The 21,970-nt window shown below is 68.9% G+C and carries 21 protein-coding genes; 12 read left to right on the forward strand and 9 right to left on the reverse strand.

The genetic code is table 11. The annotated features are described in order from the left end of the window. Nucleotides 1-273 precede the first annotated feature (273 nt). The 8 genes from ACIBJB_RS02345 to ACIBJB_RS02380 all read left to right on the forward strand — a co-directional run bounded on the left by ACIBJB_RS02345 (nucleotide 274) and on the right by ACIBJB_RS02380 (nucleotide 10,778). Complete coding sequence (locus tag ACIBJB_RS02345) at nucleotides 274-1,431, forward strand: mandelate racemase/muconate lactonizing enzyme family protein (RefSeq protein ID WP_387719324.1); 1,158 nt, start codon at nucleotides 274-276, stop codon at nucleotides 1,429-1,431. Continuing rightward, complete coding sequence (locus tag ACIBJB_RS02350; RefSeq protein WP_398925645.1) at nucleotides 1,428-2,432, forward strand: zinc-binding dehydrogenase; 1,005 nt, start codon at nucleotides 1,428-1,430, stop codon at nucleotides 2,430-2,432. The genes ACIBJB_RS02345 and ACIBJB_RS02350 overlap by 4 nt, the downstream gene beginning before the upstream one ends. Before the next feature lie 108 nt (nucleotides 2,433-2,540). Beyond that, a complete protein-coding gene (locus ACIBJB_RS02355; RefSeq protein WP_398925647.1) occupies nucleotides 2,541-3,512 on the forward strand; it encodes a hypothetical protein in 972 nt (323 codons plus the stop codon). 143 nt (nucleotides 3,513-3,655) lie between these two features. Further along, a complete protein-coding gene (gene chvE, locus ACIBJB_RS02360) occupies nucleotides 3,656-4,762 on the forward strand; it encodes a multiple monosaccharide ABC transporter substrate-binding protein (RefSeq protein WP_398925649.1) in 1,107 nt (368 codons plus the stop codon). Nucleotides 4,763-4,810: 48 nt separating this feature from the next. Next, on the forward strand, nucleotides 4,811-6,361 hold the full coding sequence (gene mmsA / locus ACIBJB_RS02365) for a multiple monosaccharide ABC transporter ATP-binding protein (protein WP_398925651.1): 1,551 nt from the start codon (nucleotides 4,811-4,813) through the stop codon (nucleotides 6,359-6,361). Beyond that, on the forward strand, nucleotides 6,358-7,602 hold the full coding sequence (mmsB, locus tag ACIBJB_RS02370) for a multiple monosaccharide ABC transporter permease (RefSeq protein WP_355747834.1): 1,245 nt from the start codon (nucleotides 6,358-6,360) through the stop codon (nucleotides 7,600-7,602). Before mmsA ends, mmsB begins: the two co-directional genes overlap by 4 nt. A 61-nt stretch (nucleotides 7,603-7,663) precedes the next feature. Next, nucleotides 7,664-8,812: an aldose epimerase family protein gene (locus tag ACIBJB_RS02375; RefSeq protein WP_398925654.1), complete on the forward strand. Its 1,149-nt coding sequence runs from the start codon at nucleotides 7,664-7,666 to the stop codon at nucleotides 8,810-8,812. 268 nt (nucleotides 8,813-9,080) lie between these two features. Then, nucleotides 9,081-10,778 (forward strand): pyridoxal phosphate-dependent aminotransferase, encoded by a 1,698-nt coding sequence (locus ACIBJB_RS02380; RefSeq protein ID WP_398925656.1) that lies wholly within the window; start codon nucleotides 9,081-9,083, stop codon nucleotides 10,776-10,778. Nucleotides 10,779-10,802: 24 nt separating this feature from the next. Here the strand turns inward: ACIBJB_RS02380 and ACIBJB_RS02385 are convergent, their stop codons facing one another. The 6 genes from ACIBJB_RS02385 to ACIBJB_RS02410 all read right to left on the reverse strand — a co-directional run bounded on the left by ACIBJB_RS02385 (nucleotide 10,803) and on the right by ACIBJB_RS02410 (nucleotide 15,220). After that, a complete protein-coding gene (locus ACIBJB_RS02385) occupies nucleotides 10,803-11,759 on the reverse strand; it encodes an arabinan endo-1,5-alpha-L-arabinosidase (RefSeq protein ID WP_398925658.1) in 957 nt (318 codons plus the stop codon). A gap of 170 nt (nucleotides 11,760-11,929) precedes the next feature. After that, the gene (locus ACIBJB_RS02390; RefSeq protein WP_398925660.1) at nucleotides 11,930-12,484 is read right to left on the reverse strand and encodes a hypothetical protein; all 555 of its coding nucleotides are present in this window, start codon (nucleotides 12,482-12,484) and stop codon (nucleotides 11,930-11,932) included. Between the two features lie 85 nt (nucleotides 12,485-12,569). Continuing rightward, a complete protein-coding gene (locus ACIBJB_RS02395) occupies nucleotides 12,570-12,914 on the reverse strand; it encodes a DUF1330 domain-containing protein (protein ID WP_398925662.1) in 345 nt (114 codons plus the stop codon). A 121-nt stretch (nucleotides 12,915-13,035) separates the two neighbouring features. Then, entirely contained in the window at nucleotides 13,036-13,995 is a 960-nt protein-coding gene (locus ACIBJB_RS02400) for a helix-turn-helix domain-containing protein (RefSeq protein WP_398925664.1), read from the reverse strand. Between the two features lie 92 nt (nucleotides 13,996-14,087). Then, complete coding sequence (locus ACIBJB_RS02405) at nucleotides 14,088-14,657, reverse strand: dihydrofolate reductase family protein (protein WP_398925666.1); 570 nt, start codon at nucleotides 14,655-14,657, stop codon at nucleotides 14,088-14,090. Nucleotides 14,658-14,959: 302 nt separating this feature from the next. Continuing rightward, the gene (locus ACIBJB_RS02410; RefSeq protein ID WP_398925668.1) at nucleotides 14,960-15,220 is read right to left on the reverse strand and encodes a hypothetical protein; all 261 of its coding nucleotides are present in this window, start codon (nucleotides 15,218-15,220) and stop codon (nucleotides 14,960-14,962) included. Nucleotides 15,221-15,297: 77 nt separating this feature from the next. Between ACIBJB_RS02410 and ACIBJB_RS02415 the strand changes: the two genes are divergently transcribed. Together ACIBJB_RS02415 and ACIBJB_RS02420 are read left to right on the forward strand one after the other, a co-directional pair. After that, nucleotides 15,298-15,489, forward strand: a complete 192-nt coding sequence (locus tag ACIBJB_RS02415; protein ID WP_398925670.1) for a hypothetical protein — start codon at nucleotides 15,298-15,300, stop codon at nucleotides 15,487-15,489. Nucleotides 15,490-15,511: 22 nt separating this feature from the next. Next, a complete protein-coding gene (locus tag ACIBJB_RS02420; RefSeq protein WP_398925672.1) occupies nucleotides 15,512-16,291 on the forward strand; it encodes a S1 family peptidase in 780 nt (259 codons plus the stop codon). 69 nt (nucleotides 16,292-16,360) lie between these two features. Here the strand turns inward: ACIBJB_RS02420 and ACIBJB_RS02425 are convergent, their stop codons facing one another. After that, complete coding sequence (locus tag ACIBJB_RS02425) at nucleotides 16,361-16,666, reverse strand: hypothetical protein (protein ID WP_057615412.1); 306 nt, start codon at nucleotides 16,664-16,666, stop codon at nucleotides 16,361-16,363. Between the two features lie 161 nt (nucleotides 16,667-16,827). Here ACIBJB_RS02425 and ACIBJB_RS02430 point away from each other — a divergent pair, with 161 nt between their 5' ends. Further along, complete coding sequence (locus ACIBJB_RS02430) at nucleotides 16,828-17,583, forward strand: intradiol ring-cleavage dioxygenase (RefSeq protein WP_398925674.1); 756 nt, start codon at nucleotides 16,828-16,830, stop codon at nucleotides 17,581-17,583. Between the two features lie 44 nt (nucleotides 17,584-17,627). Here the strand turns inward: ACIBJB_RS02430 and ACIBJB_RS02435 are convergent, their stop codons facing one another. Both ACIBJB_RS02435 and ACIBJB_RS02440 read right to left on the reverse strand, forming a co-directional pair. Continuing rightward, the gene (locus ACIBJB_RS02435; protein ID WP_398925676.1) at nucleotides 17,628-18,278 is read right to left on the reverse strand and encodes a DUF4360 domain-containing protein; all 651 of its coding nucleotides are present in this window, start codon (nucleotides 18,276-18,278) and stop codon (nucleotides 17,628-17,630) included. Between the two features lie 121 nt (nucleotides 18,279-18,399). Then, entirely contained in the window at nucleotides 18,400-18,858 is a 459-nt protein-coding gene (locus tag ACIBJB_RS02440; RefSeq protein ID WP_398925678.1) for an RrF2 family transcriptional regulator, read from the reverse strand. 110 nt (nucleotides 18,859-18,968) lie between these two features. On the opposite strand from ACIBJB_RS02440, the gene ACIBJB_RS02445 reads away from it, so the two are divergent. Further along, the gene (locus tag ACIBJB_RS02445; RefSeq protein ID WP_398925680.1) at nucleotides 18,969-21,956 is read left to right on the forward strand and encodes a beta-galactosidase; all 2,988 of its coding nucleotides are present in this window, start codon (nucleotides 18,969-18,971) and stop codon (nucleotides 21,954-21,956) included. Nucleotides 21,957-21,970: the final 14 nt, after the last annotated feature.

Here is a 21,970-nt window from a genome sequence, read left to right on the forward strand (position 1 = left end):
TGGCTTTCATAGTCACGCCTGTGAAGGTTGTGTGCGGAACTACCCATTCCGGCGTGGCGAGTTGAGGGGTCCGCCAGGGACCGTTCGGGCATCCTTCCCGATCTCACCGAAAGCGGCTTCGAAAGCCGTGTCGAAAGCCGTGTCGAAACCGTTACGCGTTCGACCCATTGACACTCCCCTCACCCCCTCCTTACTGTCACGTCAGCATTTCGAACGTGTGACGAAATTTCGAACAACGTCACTGGGCCGACGAAGCAACGAGGGGCAACCGCCGTGCGCATCACCGGAATCAGCACACACGTGGTCGGGACGCCGTGGCGCAACCTGACGTACGTGCAGGTGCACACCGACGAAGGCATCTCCGGAGTCGGCGAGACCCGGATGCTGGGACACACCGACGCGCTGATCGGCTATCTCCGGGAGGCCGAGACCAATCACATTCTCGGCTCCGACCCGTTCGCTGTCGAGGACCTCGTCAAGAGGATGAAGTACGGCGACTACGGTCGGGCCGGCGAGATCGTCATGTCCGGTATCGCCGTGATCGAGATGGCCTGCTGGGACATCAAGGGCAAGGCCCTCGGGGTGCCGGTCTGGCAGCTCCTGGGCGGCAAGGTCACCGACAAGGTCAAGGCGTACGCCAACGGCTGGTACACCACGGAGCGGACTCCCGAGGCGTACCACAAGGCCGCGCAGACGGTCATGGAGCGCGGGTACAAGGCGCTCAAGATCGACCCGTTCGGTACCGGCCACTTCGAGCTGGACCACCAGCAGAGCCTCTACGCCGTCTCGCTGATCGAGGCCGTGCGGGACGCCATCGGTCCCGACGCCGAGCTGATGCTGGAGATGCACGGCCGCTTCTCGCCGTCGACCGCGGTCCGGCTGGCCAAGGACCTCGCGCCCTTCAAGCCCGCGTGGCTGGAGGAGCCGGTGCCGCCGGAGAACCTGAAGGCGCTGGAGAAGGTCGCCGCCAAGGTCGACATCCCGGTGGCCACCGGTGAGCGGATCCACGACCGCATCGAGTTCCGCGAGCTCTTCGAGAGCCAGGCCGTGGACATCATCCAGCCGGACGTCGGCCACATCGGCGGCATCTGGGAGACCCGGAAGCTGGCCGCGACCGCCGAGACCCACTACATGCTGGTCGCCCCCCACAACGTGGGCGGTCCGGTGCTGACCGCCGCCTCGCTGCAGGTCGGCTTCACCTCTCCGAACTTCAAGATCCTCGAGCACTTCAACGACTTCGCCGACGCCGAGATCAAGAAGGTGGTCAAGGGCGCCCCGCAGGTCGTGGACGGCTACTTCCACCTCTCCGACGCACCGGGTCTCGGTGTCGAGCTGGACGTCGACGCGGCCGCGGAGTTCCCGCAGCAGCAGGCCCGCTTCGATCTGTGGGCCGAGGGCTGGGAGCAGCGCAAGCCCAAGGGCACGAAGTGAGCGCCCAGGTCGTCATCGAGGGGCCCGGCGAGCACCGGCTCGACGAGCACGCCCCTCGTGAGCCCGCGGCCGGCGAGGCGCTGGTGCGCGTCCACGCCGTCGGCATCTGTGGCAGCGACCGCGAGGTGTACCAGGGCAACCGGCCCGAAGGATACGTCCGTTACCCCCTCACACCGGGCCATGAGTGGTCCGGGACGGTCGAGGCGGTGGGGGCGGGTGTGCCTTCAACTCTTGTCGGCCGCAAGGTCGTCGGCGAGGGCTTCCGCAACTGCCAGGTCTGCGACCGCTGTCACGCGGGCGAGACGACCCTGTGCACGGCCGGGTACGAGGAGACCGGGTTCACCCAGCCGGGTGCCATGGCCACCACGCTCACCCTGCCTGCACGCCTGCTCCACATCCTGCCGGACGACGCCGATCTGACGGCCGCCGCCCTGCTGGAGCCTGCCGCCTGTATCGCGGCCGCCGCGATCAAGGCGAACGCCCTGCCCGGCGAGCGCGTGGCCGTGGTGGGGACCGGGACACTCGGGATGTTCGCCGTTCAGTTCCTGAAGGCGGGCTCGCCCGCCGAGTTGCTCGTGGTAGGGACCCGGCCCGACCGGGCGGAGCTTTCGAAAGCTTTCGGTGCCACCGACTTCCGTACGAAGGATCAGGAGCTCCCCGACGACTTCGACGTCGTCATCGAGACCGCCGGGTCCGCCTCCGCCGCCCGTACCGCCGCCGGTCTGCTCAGGCGTGGCGGACGGCTGGTCCTGACGGGCATCCCGGCGCCGGGCGCCGAGGGTCTCGACCCGACCGACCTGGTCGTACGGCAGCTGGAGGTGCACACCGTCTTCGGGGCCCCGCCGGACGCCTGGGCGCACACCGTGCGGGTCTTCGGGGCCGGTCTGCTCGATCCGCTGCCGCTGGTCACGCACGAGCTCCCGCTCGACGGGTTCCCGGAGGCGATCGAGCTGGTCGGGTCCGGTGATCCGAAGGTCGGGAAGGTGCTGCTCCGCCCCTAGACGTACGCCGGTACGGGGTGACCTGACCACTCCGTACCGGCGTACCCCAAGCCCCGCACGACTTGAGCCGCGAACCTCGTCCGACATATCGAACACGAAGGACAGCTTGTGACGACCGACGCTTCCGCCACGGCGGCCCGCCGCCCCGGTGAGCAGGCGCTCACCGCACTAGGCCTGGGCGCGCCCGCCCTGGATCCCGCCGATGCCTCGCCGCACACCTTCCCCGGCGGTGGCCGCTGGCGCACCGAGGTCCCCTCCTGCGAGGGGCCGGAAGCGCTGGCCGTCGTCCTGAAGGAAGCCTCGCGGCTCGACGTGCCGATCCACCGGATCAGCCAGGGCAGCGGTGTGTGGATGCTGACCGACGCCGAGATCACCGAGATGGTCGAGGCGACGGGCGAACGCGACATCGAGCTCTGCCTGTTCACCGGCCCGCGCGGCACCTGGGACATCGGCGGCTCGACGCGCACCGACTCGCGCGGCGCGGGCCTGCGGGCCCGGGGCCACGACGCCGTGGCCGGCTGTGTCGAAGACGCCGTCCGGGCAACGGAGTTGGGCGTCCAGTGCCTCCTCGTCGCCGACGAGGGCGTGCTGTGGACGCTGCACCGGGCGCGGGCCGCCGGGATCATCCCGGCCGACACCACACTGAAGCTCAGCGCGCTCGTCGGTCCGGTCAACCCGGCCGCGTACGCGGTGTACGAGAACCTGGGCGCCGACTCCATCAACGTGCCCAGCGATCTGACGCTCGATCACCTCACCGAGATCCGGCGGGTGTCCGCCGCCCCGATGGACATGTACATCGAGGCGCCGGACGATCTCGGCGGTTACGTGCGGATGTACGAGGTCGCCGAACTGATCCGGCGCGGAGCGCCGCTCTACCTGAAGTTCGGCCTGTCCAAGGCCCCGGGGATCTACCCGTACGGCCACCACATGCGCGACCTGACCCTGAACACGGCCCGGGAACGGGTACGGCGGGGGCGGCTCGCCCTGGACCTGCTGGCACGGCACGGAGCGGACGGCGACATGGCGCCGCTCGGTTCGCGTCTGCCGGGGGCGCTGAAGCGTTTCGAAACACCCTCATAACGTTTCGGACCGACTCCCTTCACAAAAGCAGACGCAGCCGCACACAATCCCACACGCCCCTTCCTCGGTCAGAGCCCGCACCTCCTTGCCAGAGCGTCCCGCACCGCCAGACCGAACCCGTCCCGACATCAAGGATGATGATCATGCGTACTCGTCGAGCCGCACTCACCGCCATAGCCGGCGCCGCCTCCCTCGCCCTGACCCTCTCGGCCTGCGGCCAGGACAGCAAAGGCGGCAGCGAGGAGTCGACCGGCAGCGCCAAGGGAGGCACGATCGGTATCGCGATGCCGACCAAGTCCTCCGAGCGCTGGATCGCCGACGGCAACAACGTCGTCAAGAACCTCCAGTCCAAGGGCTACAAGACCAAGCTGGTCTACGGCGAGGACGACCCCGACCAGCAGGTCTCGCAGATCGAGAACCTGATCACCCAGGGCGTCAAGGGCCTGATCGTCGCGGCCATCGACAACAAGTCGCTGAACAACGTGCTCCAGCAGGCCAAGGACGCCAAGATCCCGGTCATCGCCTACGACCGCCTGATTCTCGGCACGCCGAACGTCGACTACTACGCGTCGTTCGACAACACCAAGGTCGGTGAGCTCCAGGCCAGCTACATCGTCGACAAGCTCGGCCTGAAGAGCGGCAAGGGCCCCTTCAACATCGAGCTGTTCGCCGGCTCCAACGACGACAACAACACCAAGTACTTCTTCGGCGGCGCGATGAGCGTGCTGCAGCCGTACATCGACAGCAAGAAGCTCGTCGTCAAGTCCGGCCAGACCAAGATCAACCAGGTCACCACGCTGCGCTGGGACGGCGCCACCGCGCAGAAGCGCATGGAGGACATCCTCACCTCGACGTACGGCAGCGGCAAGGTCGACGCGGTCCTGTCGCCGTACGACGGCATCTCGATCGGCATCCTCGCCGCCCTGAAGTCGGACGGCTACGGCTCCGCCAGCAAGCCGCTGCCGGTCATCACCGGCCAGGACGCCGAGCTCGCCTCGGTGAAGTCGATCATCGCGGGCCAGCAGACGCAGACCGTCTACAAGGACACCCGCAAGCTCGCCGAGGTCGCCTCGACCATGGTGGACGACGTCCTCAACGGCAAGAAGCCGCAGACGAACGACACCAAGACGTACGACAACGGCGCCAAGGTCGTCCCCGCCTACCTGCTGCAGCCGGTGAGCGTCGACAAGAGCAACTACACCAAGGAACTGGTCGACACGGGCTACTACAAGGCCAGCGAGCTCAACTAGTCAGCTCTTCTCCATCGGCCCATTCCCCCCTGATTGAAAGGCACGACCATGGCGGGACCCGTCCTGGAAATGCGCTCGATCGTCAAGACCTTTCCCGGCGTCAAAGCGCTGTCGGACGTCACACTGACCGTCCGTCAGGGCGAGGTCCATGCCATCTGCGGTGAGAACGGCGCCGGGAAGTCCACCTTGATGAAGGTGCTCTCCGGCGTCCATCCGCACGGCACGTACGAGGGCGACATCCTGTTCGAGGGAGAGGTCGTCTCCTTCAAGGACATCCGCGCGAGCGAGCAGCACGGCATCGTGATCATCCATCAGGAACTGGCCCTGGTGCCGTTCCTGTCGATCGCGGAGAACATCTTCCTCGGCAACGAACACGCCTCGGGCGGGTTCATCAACTGGAACGACACGCTGAAGCACGCCACCGAGCTGCTGCGCCGGGTGGGTCTGAGCGACCACCCGGAGACCCGGATCACCGACATCGGTGTGGGCAAGCAGCAGCTGGTGGAGATCGCCAAGGCGCTCTCCAAGAAGGTGAAGCTGCTCATCCTCGACGAGCCGACCGCGGCTCTGAACGACGAGGACAGCGGCAAACTCCTGGATCTCATCCTGGAGTTGAAGAAGCAGGGCATCACCTCGATCATCATCTCCCACAAGCTCAACGAGATCCGCCGGGTCGCCGACTCGGTGACGATCCTCCGCGACGGGAGGTCCATCGAGACCCTCGACGTGAAGGCCCCGGAGACCACCGAGGACCGGATCATCTCGGGCATGGTCGGCCGCGACCTCGACCACCGTTTCCCCGAGCGCACTCCGTACGAGGGCGAGGCGGACGCGGCCCCGGCGCTGGAGATCCGCAACTGGACGGTCCACCACCCGATCGACCAGCAGCGCAAGGTCGTCGACGACGTGTCGATCCATGTGCGGCGCGGGGAGATCGTCGGTATCGCGGGCCTGATGGGCGCGGGGCGCACCGAGCTCGCGATGAGCGTGTTCGGGCGCACCTACGGCCGGCACGCGGGCGGCAAGGTCTTCAAGGACGGCAAGGAGATCCGTACGAAGTCCGTCGCCGAGGCGGTCGAGCACGGCATCGCCTACGTCACCGAGGACCGCAAGCACTACGGCCTCAACCTCATCGACAACATCAACCGCAACATCTCGCTGACGGCGCTGAACAAGGTCGCGAAGCACGGTGTGGTCGACGAGCACGAGGAGCGGAAGGTCGCCGAGCGCTTCCGCAAGTCGATGAACATCAAGGCGCCGACCGTCTTCGAGACGGTGGGCAGGCTGTCCGGCGGCAACCAGCAGAAGGTCGTCCTCAGCAAGTGGATCTTCGCCGGTCCCGAGGTGCTGATCCTGGACGAGCCCACGCGCGGCATCGACGTGGGCGCCAAGTACGAGATCTACACGGTCATCGACCAGCTGGCCGCCGAGGGCAAGGCGGTCGTCTTCATCTCCTCCGAGCTGCCGGAGCTGCTCGGCATGTGCGACCGCATCTACACCATGGCCGCCGGACGGCTCACGGGTGAGGTTCCGCGGGCCGAGGCCACGCAGGAAGTGCTGATGCGCCAGATGACGAAGGACAAAGAGGTAACGCGATGAGCACCGATGTGACGAAGGTTCCGGCCGCGGCGCCGCCGGGCAAGAGCGGGGGGTCGTCCTCCGACGGGGGCCTGCTCCAGCTGATGCTGAACGGGCTGCGCCGCAACATGCGGCAGTACGGCATGCTGATCGCGCTCGGCCTGATCGTCGCGCTGTTCGCCGTGTGGACCGACGGAGACCTGCTGCTGCCGCGCAACGTCTCCAACCTGGTGCTCCAGAACAGCTACATCCTGATCCTCGCGATCGGCATGATGCTGGTGATCATCGCGGGGCACATCGACCTGTCGGTCGGTTCACTGACCGCGTTCGTGGGCGCCTTCGCGGCCGTGCTGACCGTGCAGCACGACGTGGCGTGGCCGGTCGCGCTGGTGCTGACCCTGGTGGTGGGCGCGGTCGCGGGCTCGGTCCAGGGCTATCTGATCGCGTATCTCGGCATACCGTCGTTCATCGTCACCCTGGCGGGCATGCTGCTCTTCCGCGGTCTGACGGAGATCCTCCTGGAGGGCCAGACCCTCGGCCCGTTCCCGAACGGTCTGCAGAAGCTCGGCAACGGCTTCCTGCCGGAGGTCGGCCCGAACACCAACTACCACAACATCACCCTGCTGCTGGGCTTCGCGCTGCTGGCCTTCGTGGTCTACCAGGAGGTCCGCGACCGCAAGCGCCAGCAGGAGTTCGCGCTGGACGTGCTGCCCAGGAACGCCTTCCTGCTCAAGCTCGTCGCGATCGCCGCGGCGGTCCTCGCGGTCACGATGCTGCTCGCCAGCTACCAGGGCGCGCCGATCATCCTGCTCGTCCTCGGTGTGCTGGTGGTCGGCTACGGCTACGTCATGCGCAACGCGGTCTTCGGCCGGCACATCTACGCGATCGGCGGCAACCTGCCGGCCGCGAAGCTGTCCGGCGTCAAGGACAAGAAGGTCACCTTCCTTGTCTTCCTGAACATGGGCGTGCTCGCGGCCCTGGCGGGTCTGGTGGTCGCAGCCCGCCTGAACGCGGCCTCACCGAAGGCGGGCCTGAACTTCGAACTCGAGGCGATCGCCTCGTCGTTCATCGGTGGCGCCTCCATGAGCGGCGGTGTGGGAACCGTCCTCGGCGCGATCATCGGTGGTCTCGTCCTCGGTGTGCTGAACAACGGCATGAACCTCCTCAGTGTCGGCACCGACTGGCAACAGGTCATCAAGGGCCTCGCCCTGCTGGCCGCGGTCGGGTTCGACGTGTGGAACAAGCGCAAGTCCGGTTCGTAAGTCATCTCGGGCCCCGTCGGAGAAACCCGGCGGGGCCCGCTTCCTTCACAGGAGCCGCTAGATGGAACTGAACAGACGAACGGTCATCGCCGGTGCCGCGGCCGCGGGAATCGCCGCGACGACGCTCGGGGGCACCGCTGAGGCGTCCAGCAGCAAGAAGCCGACCAAGAAGCTCTTCGGCACCCTCGCCGACGGCACCAAGGTCCACATCTGGTCGCTGGCCAATGGCGGCACGAAGATGAAGGTCCTCTCCTGGGGCGGCGTCGTGCAGTCCCTGGAGATCCCGGACCGGCACGGCCACTACGCCAACGTCTCGGCGGGCTTCGACAACATCGAGGACTACGTCGCCAAGACGCCGTACTTCGGCGCGCTGATCGGCCGGTACGGCAACCGCATCGCCAAGGGCCAGTTCACCCTGGACGGCAAGAGCTACCAGCTCTCCGTCAACGACGGGGTCAACAGCCTGCACGGCGGCACCCAGGGCTTCGACAAGCGGGTGTGGGACGTCGAGCCGTTCACCAAGGGCTCGGACGTCGGCCTGCACCTGCACTACACGTCCGTCGACGGCGAGATGGGCTACCCCGGCACCCTCAAGGTGAAGGTGACGTACACCCTGACCCGGCACGGCGAGTGGCGGATCGACTACGAGGCCACCACCGACAAGGCCACCGTCGTCAACCTCACCAGCCACGTGTACTGGAACCTCGGCGGCGAGGGCACCGGCACCATCGAGGACCACGAGCTGAGGATCGCCGCCTCCCGCTACACGCCCACCGACTCGGGTCTGATCCCCACCGGTGAGCTGGCGAAGGTCGCGGGCACCCCCTTCGACTTCCGCAAGGGCAAGCAGATCGGCCGGGACATCCGGGCCGGCCACCAGCAGCAGGTCCTCGCCAAGGGCTACGACCACAACTGGGTGCTCGACAAGGGCATCACGGCCAAGCCCGAGCACGTGGCGACCCTGCGCGACCCGTCGTCGGGCCGCACGCTGAAGATCTCCACCGTCGAGCCGGGGCTGCAGTTCTACTCCGGCAACTTCCTCGACGGCACCCTCACCGGCACCGGCGGTCACACCTACCGCCAGGGCGACGCGCTGTGCCTGGAGACACAGCACTTCCCGGACGCGCCGAACCACCCGTCGTTCCCGTCGACGGTGCTGCGGCCGGGGCAGACGTACCGGACGACGACGATTCACTCGTTCGGGGCGTAGACGCTCCGCTGAGAAGGCCGTGGGGAGCTGCGGGCCGGCTGTGGCCGGCCGCGCAGTTCCCCGCGCCCCTTTGGGGCGCGCTCAGGGCCCTGACATGGGAAGATGCGCAGAGTGGGCCCTCCGTTCCCGGACTCACACTACTTTCACACCCGTTGAACAGCGCCACGCAGGCATCCGTATGTAAGGGCGGCCCGTGCTCCCCCGCGCGGGCCACCCAATGACGACGGACCCGGTCGTCCCCGCCGGGTCCGCCCCATACGGAGGTTCGATGGCCGACAACGTCACCTCGTTGTTCCGCAGCACGGCTGCGCACAGCCCGTCCATGGCGGCGCTGACGCGCGAGGGCGGCGACGGGACGGGGCCGGTGGACTTCTGTATCCCCTGCAATCCCTACTTCCCCACTCCGGCGATGATGGACACCATGGCCTCGCGGCTGAAGGACATCGTCACGTACTACCCCAGCAGCGCCGACACGATCACCGCCGAGCTGTGCAACCTGCTCCAACTCCCGCCGCAGGCCGTGGCGATGGGCAACGGCTCGACCGAACTGATCACCTGGATCGACCACCTGCTGGTCCGCGAGTCCCTCGCCATCCCCGTCCCCACCTTCGGCCGCTGGACCGACCAGCCGATGGAGACCGGCAAGCGGGTCGACATGTTCCCGCTGCAGGAGTCCAGCGGATTCGCCCTGGACCTCGCGCAGTACGCCGAGTTCATACGCACCCGGGGCACGCGGGTCGCGGTCATCTGCAACCCCAACAACCCCGACGGCGGCTTCCTCCACAAGCACGCGCTCGTGCAGTTCATGGACGCCATGGCCGATCTGGACCTCATCATCATCGACGAGTCGTTCCTGGAGTTCGCGGACGCCGAGCAGGAGCCGAGCGTCGTCCAGGAGGCGATGATCCGGCCGAACGTCATCGTCCTGCGCAGCCTCGGCAAGAACTTCGGCCTGCACGGCATCCGTTTCGGCTACATGGTCGCCAACCCCGCCCTCGCGGGCCGGGTCCGCTCGATGCTGCCGAAGTGGAACCTCAACGCCTTCGCCGAGTACGTGGTGTTCATGCTCAAGGAGCACGGCGCCGAGTACGCGCAGAGCCTCCATCAGGTCCGCCGGGACCGTCTCGACATGGCGAGCCAGCTCTCCGCGCTGCCCGGCCTGACCGTCTACCCCTCCCAGGGGAACTTCCTCTTCGTGCGCCTGCCCGTGGGCGCGGAAGGCACCGTGGTCCGGGACCGGATGCTCACCGAGCACCGGATCCTCGTCCGCGAGTGCGGCAACAAGATCGGCTCTTCAAGCCGCTTCCTGCGGCTCGTGGTGCGCCCCCAGGTGGACGTGCGTCGCCTGGTGTCCGGCCTGGAACAGGTGCTCTACGGGACCAGGAGGGGAGCCGCCGTGCCCGAGCTCGCTCAAGGGACCGGCTACAGCTCGGGTACGGCGGCAGTGGATCGTCTGGTCGGCCAGACCAACGGGGCGGGCATGCAGGACCTGGCCGCGATGGCCGTCGGCGGTGGGGGGATGGGCTCAGGCGTCGGCATGCCGATGCCGGTCGCCCAGCCGGTGGCGGTGGCCGCGGCGGCGCCGATGGGGGTGGCTGCTTCCATGGGCTCGGCCAATTCCATGGGCTCGGCCGCTTCCATGAGTTCGGCCAATTCCATGGGCTCGGGGATGCCGATGCCGGCCCAGATGCCGGCGCCGGCTCCGATGCCTGCCCCTGTCCCGATGCCTGCCCCTGTCCCGATGCCGACGCCTCCGCCGGCTCCCGCGGCTCCGGCGCCCTTCCCGCCGCCCAGCGGGCCGACTCCGGTGGGAGTGCCGGCCCGTGGCGGGCTTACGGCCGCGCAGGTGCGGGGCATGACCGCGCCGGCGCCCGGGGCCCCGCAGGAGCTGTCCCAGGCGCCTGCCACCGGGTGGCCCAACGCTCAGAGCTGGCCGAACGCGGCGGGCATGGGGCAGGCCGGCTGAGCGGTGTCCGCGGGTTCGGCTTGATCAGTACGCGACGGGCCATCCGCTGCTCCAGTTCAGCAGGTTGATGCCGAGCTTGGGTGTGCCGTTGTCGTTGCCGTCGTAGTAGTGGTAGACGATCAGGTCGCCGTCGGAGTCGTTCATGATCGACTGCCCGCCGGGGCCGATGTAGCGGCCGTGCGACTCCAGGACCGGGGTGCCGCCGTTGTTCGTCATCGAGACGCCGTTCTTGTCGACGTACGGCCCGGTGACGCTGGTGGCGCGGCCCACCTTGACCTTGTAGGTCGAACTGGTGCCGGCACAGCAGGTGTCGTAGGACGCGAAGAGGTAGTAGTAGCCGTTCCGCTTGACGATGTACGGCGCCTCGACGGCCTTGGTCCCGGTGGGTCGGGAGGCGATGGAGTACCGGGTCGTGTTGGTGGAGAGCTGCTTGCCGGTGGCCGGGTTGATCTGGATCATCTTCAGGCCGGTCCACCAACTGCCGAAGGACAGCCACCACTTGCCGTCGCTGTCGACGAACAGGTTCGGGTCGATGGCGTTGTAGTCGCTGGAGGTGGTGGAGGTGTACACGGTGCCCTGGTCGCTCCAGGAGCCGGGCAGGCCGGTGCTCGAAGTCGCCAGGCCTATCGCGGACTTGTTGGAGCCGAAGGTGGAGACGGCGTAGTACATCAGGTACTTGCCGCCCTGGTAGGAGATGTCCGGCGCCCAGGCCTCGGTGGCGTACGACGACCACCAGCCCGGCCTGGTGGAGAAGGCGTCGCTGCCGGCCGTGAACGCGATCCGGTCGGTGGAGGTGCGGTAGCCGAGTCCGCCGCCGGTGCCGTACAGCAGGTAACGGCCCGCCGACGTACGGATCATCGTCGGGTCGTGGATGGTGGTGGCGCCGGTGACGGTACCGGGGTTGGGGTAGGCGGATGCCGTGCCCGGGATCAGGGCCAGCAGGAAGGCGACGGGAACGGCCAGAAGTGAGGTGCGGCGCACGCTGACGCTCCTTGAGTGGGGGGAAGGTGCGTGGGGAGGTGTTCGATATGTCGATCACCGATCAGAGCTTCGGACGGGACCGTAGAATCGAACCCCTTGCGCGTCAATGGTTCGCGCACACCTCAGTGGTCGTGCCAGGCGTATCGCGAGAACTCGGGCGTGCAGGCGGATCAGTCGGCGAGACCGGCCCGCCGCAGCAGCTTCAACCAGTCGTCGTACTCCACCAGTTCGTCGTCGACCAGCGCGAGCCGCCTGTACTCGTCGAACGTGGCCAGCCGCTCCAGGAAGTAGGCCTCCACGCTCGGCGCGAGCTGGTCGAAGCGCTCCGCGTCGACCCACTCCCAGTGCTCGTCCGGGATACCGAGAACGGCGCCCCCCGCGCGATCGAGGAAGACCGGCGTCTGGTTGGTCATCCCGATGCAGAACAGCTTCTGCGGGGACAGGTCCAACGGGGAGTCGACCACCGGCTCGCAGTAGAACTGGTGCTCCTCGGCCTCCTCCAGGCCGAAGAGCTGCACGGACGGCCCACAGCTCACGCCGTCCAGCACCCGGCAGAAGTCCAGGAACACCCGCGGCACCCCGTCGGCCTCCGCGGCGGCGGCCGTCTCCTCGTCGATCGTGCCGCCCAGCGTGTACGACAGCACGTCCGGGCTCTCCGCCAGCGCCGTCCGCAGGGCGTCCACCGTCGCGATCAGACGGGACGACGCCGGGCTCGCGCTGGTCATCTGGCCACCACCTGATGTCGATGTCGATCGGATTGCCGTCCGGAAGATCCTCGATCCGGGGACCACGGGCGTCGGTTCGGCCTGCTCACGAAGTGAGCGCGTCCCGCATCGTCTTCGCGGTGACCGCCGGGTCGTAACCGTAGGGCACGCCCTCGACGAGGATGATGTCACCCGCGATGTGCCGCGACCGCAACGGCGCGATCTCCTGGTACGCGGCCGAATCCCACCAGGCCCGCGCCTCCACGATCCCGGGAAACCCGATCACCACGACATGTCCCGGCCAGTCACCCTCCTTCACCTCGTGCCCCACACCGTGCACAAGAAAGCGCCCGCCGTACGGCTCGAAGGTGGCGGTGATGCACTCGATGTACTCGGCGATCTCCGGGTGCGGCGCGGCTTCCCGAAGGTGGGCTATGGCGTAGGCGGTCATGGTGTCCTCCCCGGTCGGTAGGGCTCCGTACGCCGACGAGCCTGGCACGCGGGGAGAACCGGGGTCGATTACCCGGGAGGTAGGTCGGTCGAGGTAAGTCGGTCAAGGAAGCCGGAGTCGTTCAGTCGGGTGTCTCGGCCGGGTCGGCCGGCTCGGAGTCGTTGTCCGGGGCGGACCGCTCGATGTCGTCGTTGCTCGCGGCCCAGCTGGCCAGCAGGTTCAGGGCGTCCTGCGAGGGGGACGCGGGCTCGGCGGTGTAGGTGAGGAGGAACTGGCTGGGGCCGTCGCCGAGTGGGAAGGTCTCGAAGGGCAGGTCGAGGTCGCCGACGACCGGGTGGTGAAGGAGTTTCACGCCGGTGGTGTGCATCCGGACGTTGTGGGCCGCCCAGCGGCGCCGGAATTCCTCGCTGCGCGTGGACAGCTCCCCGATCAGGTCCGTGAGCCGACGGTCGTAGAGGTCGCGGCCGGCCTCGGCGCGCAGCATGGCGACGGCGTCGTTGGCGACCTCGTCCCAGTGGCGGAAGAACTCGGTCGCGTGCGGGCTGAGGAAGACGAACCGGGCGTTGTTCGGCGGCCGTAGGGGGTCGGCGTAGACGGGGGAGAACAGGGCGCGCCCGAGGTGGTTGGCGGCCAGGATGTCCCCGCGTCCGCTGAGCACGAACGCGGGCGTGCCGGCCATCGAGTCGAGGACGCGCCGTACCGTCGGCCGGACACGCTGCTGAGCGGGTCGGCGACGTGGTGGGCGGGTGGTGCCGGCGCCGCGCAGGAGGTCGTTCAGGTGGATGCGTTCGGCCTCGTCGAGCTGCAGTGCTTGCGCGATGCCTTCGACGACGCTCTCGGAGACTCCGGCGGCGTTGCCGCGCTCCAGCCGCGTGTAGTACTCGCTCGAAATGCCCGCGAGGAGGGCGACCTCCTCCCGGCGCAGCCCGGCGACCCGTCGGCGCTCTCCGCCGTACACGGGCAGTCCGGCCTGCTCGGGCGTGACCCTGGCCCGTCGCGTGCCGAGGAATTCCCGGATCTCCGCGCGGAAATCGTCACGGATGTCGCGGTTGCCGCCTTGTGGGTCGTTTCTGCCTGCCATGCGCCTCACTCTACGAGCGCTTCCGCCGGGGAGGGGGTCCCTGTCAGTGCCCCCCTCGCGAGGCAGCGGCCAACGGGCCAGGACACTTCACGTCAAGCCGTAACTCGCGTGGGCCGGTATCGCTGGGCTACCGCCCCCGACCGGAACTCATGGCGGTCCACGAGCTCGAGCTGGATGCGCTCGCGCAGACCGGCGAGCAGCGTCGGCCCGTGTCCGGCAAGGACCGGCTGAACAAGGAACTCGTACTCGTCGATCAGTCCCAGATCTGCCAACGCCAGGGGGAGCGTCACGCCACCCACCCACAGGCCCTCGCCTGACTCCTGCTTGAGCCGCTGAACCGCTTGTCCCAAGTCGCCTCGCACCAGGTCGGCATTCCAATCGACCCCGCTCAGCGTGCTCGACACGACGTACTTCTTCGCCCGGTCGATGGTCTCGGCGAACGGGACCTGCCACTCATCCATCCAGTCAGGCCACGTGCCCGTCGCCGGCTTCCGCCACGCCGACTCCATCATCTCGTAGGTCACCCGGCCGAACAGCAGGGCATCGGCTCGCTCCATCTCAGCGGTCCAGTAGCGCATCGACTCCTCGTCCGGGGGGAGCCCTGCCTCGTGATGGCAGCAGCCGTCGAGCGTGACGTTGATCGAGTATCGGAGTGGTCTCATCTCGTTGCTCTCCCTTGATGCGCGCCCCGCGTTCACCGGACCGTACTCAGACGACTGCCGGCGCCATTTCTCATCGGTGCCCCGATCGCACCTCCTTGGACGCCGACGTGAAGCGAACTTTGACTTCGTCGTGATGCGAACCAGACCGCAGACCGAGCGCGCGCCCGATTCGGCGCTCGAAGCGTTCAGGTGCGCAAAGGGACGGCCCCATAACGCTCGACTTCGATGCACGGTGCCGCGTCACCTACCGTCGGCTCAGGGTCAACGACGAACGTCGCACACGTTGCCTGAGGCGGCACTCATCAGTTCGGTGGTTGATCCAGTTGTTCCATCCGTCGGCTTGCCGCGTTGCGGACGCGGCGGGTTCGTCCCTGTTCGGCGAGCAGGCTGAAGGCGTCCGATGCGGTAATGATCTGCGCGGTCGCGGCTGTGCGTCGGAACCAGTCGGAAGCGGCGGTAAGCGCCTCGGTGGCCCATGGCTCGTCCAGGACGATGGTCCCCAGCAGGGTCCACTCGCGCAGGCGGCGGGCGAGGTAGTCCCGGTCCCCGATGATCGCGGCCATGATACGGCTACGGCTGGCCGCCGGTTCCAGAGGCACGCGACCAGCCAGGCATCGACTGGGCCCATCGCCGCAAGGCCGTGGGAGCAACCATTGCACCCCAACCGGACCACGCGAAGGTCGCGAACAACCTGGTCCTGCATCTTCAGGTCACCGGGGCGTCAGGCGTACGCATGGCCGGAGTCCTGGTCCACTACCACGTCGGCGGCTCCGACTACGTGTGGCACAACGTGCTCGGACTGACCGTGGAGACGAAGAAGAAGTCATGCTGAACCGCTCATGCCCCGTCGCCTCATGACGAGCGTCCCGGCAGCGGTGCTGATGATCCTCATCGGCCTGCTGCCGGGCGGTTCGGCAGGCCCCCAGGCGCGTACGCCGCGTCCGGTTCAGGCTCCCGGCACCGGCGCGGTCGTAGCCCTGGTCAACGCCTCCTCACCCGCCGGGAACCTCTTCAACGGCCAGTTCTGCGGGGGCGTGCTCGTCGCCCCCGCTCTGGTCCTCACAGCGGCCCACTGCGTGCGCGACAGACGGCCCGCCTCCGTGGACGCCGTCGTCGGAGCCGACAACCTCTGCCGTGGGGCGCCGATCCCCGGACAGCGGCTCCACGTCCGCACCGTCCTCCTGCATCCACGCAGTCCCCAGGGGCGGGTCGTGGACGCCGCGCTCCTGTTCCTGGCGGGCAGAGCAACCGCCGCACCCGCCCGTCTGCCCGGCGCCGGAGAACGACCGCCCCCCACCGGCACCGAGTTCGGCTGGGGCCGGGGCGGCTACGGCGGGGTCGCCCCCTGCCGCCGCACCGCCGTCCCCTTGCGCTTCGTGTCCGGGGAGCGGTGCACTCGCGCCCAGCTCGACCTGGACATCACTGCCAACCCCGCCTGGCAGCTGTGCGCCCTGCCGACCGCCGACGCCACCCGCAATACCTGCACCGGCGACTCCGGCAGCCCGGTCGTGGCCACGAACACGGTGTGGGGCCTGGTCACCTGGGGTCCCAGCTGCCGCATCGACGACGTGGGCGTCTATACACGCGGCCCCGCGCTCACCACCTGGGTGACCGGGATCCGCGGCGCGGTGTAGCCACCGTCGGTCGGCGGCAGCCGGGCGGCCCCACCGCCACGTCGGCCGTGGTGGGGCCACACCCCCACGTCAGCCGGAGGCGACCGCCGGCCCGAAGTCCGCCTCCAGCCGCTCCCTCCACCCCGCGTCCGCCAGCCCCGCCCCCACCAGCACGTCCCGCCAGTCCTCCTTGGCCAGCTGGACGGCGTCGAGGAGCCGGTCCACCCGGCCCTGTCCGCACAGCAGCGTCGCTGCGGCGATCCGTTCCTTGTCCTCGCGGTCGCCCCGGTCGGTCAGGTGGTTGACCAGTTCGGTGAGGAGATCTCCCACCACCTCGCCGTCCCGGCCGGGGAAGTCCTCCGCGATGCGCCGTTCGACCCGCACGGTAAGCCCCATTTACCCTCCTTGTCGGCATACGCCCCGGTACGGTACCGCGCCCACCCCTCCGAACCCCGCAACCTGTCTCGCAGGAAACTTGACGACCCCTCATTTTGCCGAACTGACAGCCCATCAACAGGGACCGCTTTTACGGTGCCGTGTTCATGACAGACACCCCCATGAATGAGACCCCCACGAGAGACACTCTCGCCCGTCGCACCGTCCTGTTCGCCACCGGCGCCACCGCGGTGACCCTCGCCCTGGGCGCCGCCACCTCCGGCACCCAGGCGTCCCCCGACACCGCCCCCGTGGCCGCCGCGGCGGTCTGCACCCTCACCAAGGAAATGACCGAGGGCCCCTACTACCTGGACGGCCAGTACGTCCGCGCCGACATCACCGAGGGCAAAACCGGCTTCCCGCTCACACTCGCCCTCACCGTCGTCGACGACGACACCTGCGCCACGATCAGCGACGCCCTCGTCGAGATCTGGCACTGCGACGCGCTCGGCGAGTACTCGGGCTATGTCGGCAACAACGGCCACAACGAGCCCGACAGCGGCACCTTCCTGCGCGGCGGCGTGCTCACCGACTCCAGCGGCCTCGCCACCATCACGACGATCTACCCCGGGTGGTACATCGGCCGCTGCGTCCACATCCACGTCAAGGTGCACGTCGGCGTCACGCTCACGTCCGACGGCTCCTTCACCGGCGGCACCGAGCTCCACACCGGCCAGCTCTTCTTCGACGAGACGGTCACCGCCAAGGTCGGCGCGCTCTCGCCGTACTCGGCCAACACGGTCACCCGCACCACCCTCGCGCAGGACGGGATCTACGACGACGGCGGCGCCGCGTCCGGCCTGCTGACCCTGACCGCCCTGGGCAGCAGCCCCTCCGCCGGCTACTCCGGCACCCTGACGCTCGGCGTCGAACGCTGAACACGCGTCGCCCGCCGCTCACAAGAGCGGCGGGCGACACCCGTTCACTTACCCGGGCACTCCTTCCACGCCATGTGGTACACGGTGCTGATGTCGCCGTCGGTCGAGTCCATCGTCATGAAGCTGACCTTGGACGGCGAGGAGGTGCCCGCGTTCACGCGGACCTCCGTGTTGATGTTGAAGTTGCGCTGAACTCCGCAGGGAGCCCACACCAGTTGGGCCCAGTCCGTGGTGTCGGTCGCCTGCCAGTTGTCGTTGAGGGCGCCGGGGAAGGAGTGCGTCTTGGCGGCCGTCTGCGAGGAGCCCTGGAAGTAGTACGAGGCCCGCTGGACGCCGCTCGCGCCGGCCTGGAGCGAGGCGAAGCCGCGGTAGTCGGCCTCGGCGATGGCGTACGTGAAGCCCTGGGGGACATGGACGATCAGGTTGAGCTGGCAGTTCTTGCGGAACGCCGTGGGGTCGGAGTTGCCGCCGACCTGGGCGAGGTAGTCGCTGTAGGTCACCGTGAACGCGGTGTTGTCCTCGGAGACGGCGACGGCCGCCGTGCCCGCGGGACAGCCGGAGCCGTTCACCGTGGCGACGTTGATGACGATCTTGTCGGGCGGCGGGTCGACGAACCCGCCGGACGGGGTGTGCGCGGGTACCGCCGCGGTCACGAGGGCGGCGACGGCGCCGCCCAGAAGCAGTCCACTTGCCATGGGGGGTCTCTCCTCTGCGCTGAAGTTGAAGCGTGGAGAACCTGTGTGATTTCTGTGAAGCACCGCGGCGATCGAATCGTAGGGAGCGCTCTGTGACCCCGCCAGAGCGAACTCCAGCCATTCAGGGGTTCTCCCACGCGGCCGGTTCGGCCGCAAGCTGCTGCACCGGCTCGGGGAGCGCGTCGCCCGCGATGTCGGCGATGGTGACGCCCTCCAGGATCTTGCGGACGTTGGCCCGCAGGGCGATCCACAGCGGGAGCAGCGGCTGTGCGGAGCCGGTGTACTCCAGACCGGTGGGGCGCTCGCCGCGCACCGACACGATCGGCCCGTCGACCGCGCGGATCACGTCCGCGACCGTGATGGCCGAGGCCTCCCGGGCGAGCCGGTAACCACCGCCCCCGCCCCGCCTGCTGTCGACGATCCCACCGCGCCTCAGGTCGCCGAGGATCCCCTCCAGGAACTTGTGCGGAATGTCCTGGACCGCGGCGATGGCCTCGGCCTTCACCGGCTCCGTGTCCCGCCTCACGGCGAGCTCCAGCACCGCCCGTACCGCGTAGTCCGCCCGTGCAGAGATCCTCATACGACAATTGTGCGGCGTTGGGGCGTAGACAATGGCCACGCCACAATAGGCACACCATTCACACCCACGAACGGACTGGCGCTAGCGCGGCACGACCAGGAGGCGCTCCCTTGGAGCTGAGCAGACGTACATTCAGCGCCCTCGCCGGCACCACGGCGCTCGGCTTCGCGCTGAGCGGCAGTGGTGGGGAGACCACCCGGGCGTACGCCTCCCACAGCGTGCCCACCGGGCCCGCCCCGGGCACGCCCGCGGCCGACCGGGTGCGGCACGAGGTCGGCTACGACAAGTACTCGCTGCTGGTCGACGGCCGGCGTCTGGTGCTGCGGTCGGGCGAGATGCACCCCTTCCGGCTGCCGAGCCCGTCGCTGTGGCGGGACGTCCTGCAGAAGATGCGCGCCCACGGCTTCAACGCGGTGAGTGTCTACGTGGCCTGGAACTACCACTCCCCCGGCCCCGGCCAGTACGACTTCACCGGCGTCCGCGACCTCGACCTGTTCCTGCGCACGGCCAGCGAGACCGGCCTGTACGTGATCCTGCGCCCGGGTCCGTACATCAACGCCGAGGTCGACGGCGGCGGCTTCCCGGGCTGGCTCGCGGCGACGGCGGGCCGGGCCCGCACCTCCGACCCGACGTATCTGTCCCACGTCGACGAGTGGCTGACCGAGGTCAACGCCATCGCGGCCCGGCACCTGTTCACCAACGGCACGGGCACGGTCCTGCTCTACCAGATCGAGAACGAGTACGACGCCTTCGTCGACGAGAGCCTCGGCCGCGACTACATGTCCCACCTGTACAAGAAGGTGCGCGCCGACGGGATCGACGTACCGCTCTTCCACAACGACAAGGGCAGGAACGGCTACTGGGCCCCCGGATCCTTCAACACCGGGGGCGAGGAGCGCGGTTGGCTGTACGGCTTCGACGGGTATCCCGATCCGGCCGAAGTGCCGCCCGACTGGGGTGACTTCGGCGTGGGCGGGCTGAAGGGCGGGGCGACGGCCAGCCCCAGGACACCCGGGTTCATCCCGGAGTTCGGCGGCGGCTGGTTCGATTCGTGGGGCGGGGCCACCTTCGACGGCAAGGGGTACGCCGAGGCGCGGTACACCCGGGACGCGGCCTACGAGCGGCGCTTCCAGCTCACCAACCTCGCCAACGGCATCACCGTGCACAACGTCTACATGACCTTCGGCGGCACCTCGTGGGGCTGGCTGCCCGCGCCGCAGGTCTACACGTCGTACGACTACGGGGCGGCGATCGACGAGGCACGCCGGCAGACACCGAAGCTCGCCCCGCTCCACCAGCTCGGCCATCTCCTGGGGACCGTGCCGGACTTCGCCAAGCTGGACCGGGCGGACGCGGTACGGGCCGAGGACGAGCGGCTGAAGGTGTACCACCTGACCAACCCGGACACCGGCTCCCAGGTGTACGTGGTGCGCAACGACACCGACGCGCCGATCACGACGACCATCCCGGCCGCCGGGATCGACGTGGCCTTCACCGTCGCCGCCCATGACGCCCGACTGCTCACCGCCAACCTGCAGTTGGGCGGCCGCATCCTCAAGTACGCCACCGCGCAGCCCATGATGTGCCTCAAGGTCGGGCGGATGGACGTCGCCGTCTTCACGGCCCCGCACGGCGAGATGGCGCAGGTCCTGCTGGAGTGCCCGGAGGAGCCGCTGGTCACCCGGGGCGACGCGGAACCCGCGTGGAACTACGACCTCGGCGTCCTCAGGATCACCGCGCCGATGGGCGTCGGCGGCCCGGCCCGGGTGCGGGTCGAGGGCGGCGGCAGCGACACTCCGCTGCTGCTGATCTTCGCCGACGACCCCTGGTCGCTGCGGCTGTTCCCGGTGGACACCCCGACCGGCCCGGTGCTGGTGTACGGGCCCTCGCTGGTGCGCGGGGCCACCCTGGACGGCCCGACCGCCCATCTCACCGGCGACACCGTCGAGGGGACGGGCATGGAGGTGTGGGCCCCGCGCGGCATCGGCCGGATCACCTGGAACGGGCGCCCGCTGCGCACCTCCGCCACCCCCATGGGCAGCCTGCGCGCCGACATGCCGGCCACGCCCGGACAGCTCCCGATCCCCGCCGTGGGCGAGGTGCGGCTGCCCGCGCTGGGCGGCTGGCGGCGCCGTACCGAGAACTTCGAGTCCGCCCCGGACTACGACGACTCCGGCTGGACGACGGCCGACCGCACCAGTTCGTACAGCGTCACCCCGGTCCCGAAGAGCGGGCCGGTCCTGTTCGCCGACGACTACGGCTTCCACTACGGCGACGTCTGGTACCGGGGACGCCTGACGGACGCGGACGACCTGGAGTCGGTGTCCCTCGCCTACAGCACCGGCACGCAGGGGCTGCTGATGGCGTGGCTGGACGGCGAGCCGCTGGGCACGCACCGGATGCCGGTGCCGGACAAGAGCACCGCCCACAAGGGGAGTTGGACGGCGACGGCCACCTTCGAGGTGCCACCGGCCACCGGGGAGTCGCCTCGCGTCCTGTCGGTCCTCGTACGGCGGATGGCGCACGACATGGACGGCGGGTCCGCCGACTCCCACAAGGTGGCCCGGGGGTTGACGGAGGTCACCTTCAAGGGCGGTTCGCCGAAGGCGAGTTGGCGGATCCGGGGCGAGACGGCACCCGACCCGGTGCGCGGCCCGCTGAACAACGGCGGACTGTACGGGGAGCGCAAGGGCTGGCATCTGCCGGGCTTCGCCGAGGACGGCTGGGAGGCCGCGGAACTGCCCGGTGCCGACCGGCGCCAGGGGGTCACCTGGTACCGGACGACGTTCCGGCTCGCCGTGGACGCCGGCATCGACGCCTCGGTCGGCCTCACTCTCGACGACGACCCGCAGCGCGCCTACCGCGTCCAGATCTTCCTCAACGGCTGGAACATGGGCCAGTACGTCAACGACGTGGGCCCGCAGCACGCCTTCGTCCTGCCGAACGGCATCCTGCGCACCCGCGGCACCAACACCCTGGCGCTGGCGGTGCTGTCCGACGGGACGACGGAGTCGGGGCCGGGGACCGTACGCCTGACGTTGCTGGGGGCGGCGGCAGGCGGGGTACCGGTCGCGCAGGTCGATTCTCCCGGCCGCTAGCCTGATGCCCTTGA

Origin of the sequence: Streptomyces sp. NPDC050759 (assembly GCF_044456945.1) — a bacterium.
GTDB lineage: Bacteria > Actinomycetota > Actinomycetes > Streptomycetales > Streptomycetaceae > Streptomyces.

What these genes read in the sequence shown, in the direction of transcription:
- chvE (WP_398925649.1), top strand. Translation starts at nt 3,656, where the DNA reads ATGCGTACTCGTCGAGCCGCACTCACCGCCATAGCCGGCGCCGCCTCC.
- mmsA (WP_398925651.1), top strand. Translation starts at nt 4,811, where the DNA reads ATGGCGGGACCCGTCCTGGAAATGCGCTCGATCGTCAAGACCTTTCCC.
- mmsB (WP_355747834.1), top strand. Translation starts at nt 6,358, where the DNA reads ATGAGCACCGATGTGACGAAGGTTCCGGCCGCGGCGCCGCCGGGCAAG.
- ACIBJB_RS02375 (WP_398925654.1), top strand. Translation starts at nt 7,664, where the DNA reads ATGGAACTGAACAGACGAACGGTCATCGCCGGTGCCGCGGCCGCGGGA.
- ACIBJB_RS02380 (WP_398925656.1), top strand. Translation starts at nt 9,081, where the DNA reads ATGGCCGACAACGTCACCTCGTTGTTCCGCAGCACGGCTGCGCACAGC.
- ACIBJB_RS02390 (WP_398925660.1), bottom strand. Translation starts at nt 12,484, where the DNA reads ATGACCAGCGCGAGCCCGGCGTCGTCCCGTCTGATCGCGACGGTGGAC.
- ACIBJB_RS02395 (WP_398925662.1), bottom strand. Translation starts at nt 12,914, where the DNA reads ATGACCGCCTACGCCATAGCCCACCTTCGGGAAGCCGCGCCGCACCCG.
- ACIBJB_RS02400 (WP_398925664.1), bottom strand. Translation starts at nt 13,995, where the DNA reads ATGGCAGGCAGAAACGACCCACAAGGCGGCAACCGCGACATCCGTGAC.
- ACIBJB_RS02405 (WP_398925666.1), bottom strand. Translation starts at nt 14,657, where the DNA reads ATGAGACCACTCCGATACTCGATCAACGTCACGCTCGACGGCTGCTGC.
- ACIBJB_RS02410 (WP_398925668.1), bottom strand. Translation starts at nt 15,220, where the DNA reads ATGGCCGCGATCATCGGGGACCGGGACTACCTCGCCCGCCGCCTGCGC.
- ACIBJB_RS02420 (WP_398925672.1), top strand. Translation starts at nt 15,512, where the DNA reads ATGACGAGCGTCCCGGCAGCGGTGCTGATGATCCTCATCGGCCTGCTG.
- ACIBJB_RS02425 (WP_057615412.1), bottom strand. Translation starts at nt 16,666, where the DNA reads ATGGGGCTTACCGTGCGGGTCGAACGGCGCATCGCGGAGGACTTCCCC.
- ACIBJB_RS02430 (WP_398925674.1), top strand. Translation starts at nt 16,828, where the DNA reads ATGAATGAGACCCCCACGAGAGACACTCTCGCCCGTCGCACCGTCCTG.
- ACIBJB_RS02435 (WP_398925676.1), bottom strand. Translation starts at nt 18,278, where the DNA reads ATGGCAAGTGGACTGCTTCTGGGCGGCGCCGTCGCCGCCCTCGTGACC.
- ACIBJB_RS02440 (WP_398925678.1), bottom strand. Translation starts at nt 18,858, where the DNA reads ATGAGGATCTCTGCACGGGCGGACTACGCGGTACGGGCGGTGCTGGAG.